Source organism: Mucilaginibacter sp. P4_E8 (assembly GCF_056401495.1).
The window spans coordinates 1-777 of sequence record NZ_JBFUJG010000431.1 but is presented as its reverse complement, the minus strand read 5'-3'; the positions used below and the strand labels follow the sequence as shown (position 1 = coordinate 777).

The window sequence follows — 777 nt, the reverse complement described above, 5'->3', positions numbered from 1 at the left end:
CCTTTGCATTGTCAGACATTACGATGGCTATCTCGGCTATCTGATCTTTTAGCTGATCTAATTTTTTTAATAACAAATGGGCATAAATAGCGCCGCTGGCACCCGTAATAGCAACTACAATCTTCTTCTTCATGATTAATCCAACAACCCAAACAGGCAAAAGTTAYGGGCACAAAAAAGGGTCGAATAACTTGTACCCGACCCTACATCTACCTATGAAAAACATGCCCTTGAGAGGGCATTACAAATGTAGTAACAGTTTTCTAATTATTAAACAAATTTGTAAAAATAATTTTATGTTATCTTTTTATGAATTTTTCTCTATAAGTAACTGAATAATACCATCAACCATACCTACTCTGGGAACATATATATGTTTAATACCTGCATTTTTCATAACCGTAAGATATATTTCACATGCCGGGATAATTACATCGGCACGGTCCTGGTTAAGGCCCAGCACATTGATACGGTCCTTTAATGAGAACGATGTAAGATAGGAATATAGCGATTTCAGTTTGACAAAGGCCATAGGGGCCTCGTTTTCTTCTTCAGACAGCTTATATAACTTGTTAATATTACCACCGGTACCAATGCCCGACAATTGTTTAAACCCACGGGTATGCTCGCGTATAAAATCCTTCATTTCATTCCAGGTCTCCTCGGTATCCTGATTATCCAGGATCCTGATGGTACCTATGTTGAATGATTTAGACGCCATCAGTTCGCCTGCCGAGAAAAGTGAAAGTTCTGTACTACCCCCGCCTACGTCAATGT

2 protein-coding genes are annotated in these 777 nt (G+C 38.8%); both read right to left on the bottom strand.

Features of this window, described 5'->3' with window-relative positions; all coding sequences use genetic code 11:
- The coding region (locus AC1DRQ_RS31940; RefSeq protein WP_477430240.1) for a flavoprotein at positions 1 to 133 on the bottom strand (133 nt) is incomplete at its 3' end.
- 174 nt (positions 134 to 307) lie between these two features.
- Positions 308 to 777, bottom strand: a 470-nt coding sequence (locus AC1DRQ_RS31935; protein ID WP_477430238.1) for a Ppx/GppA phosphatase family protein, incomplete at its 5' end; no start/stop codon positions are given.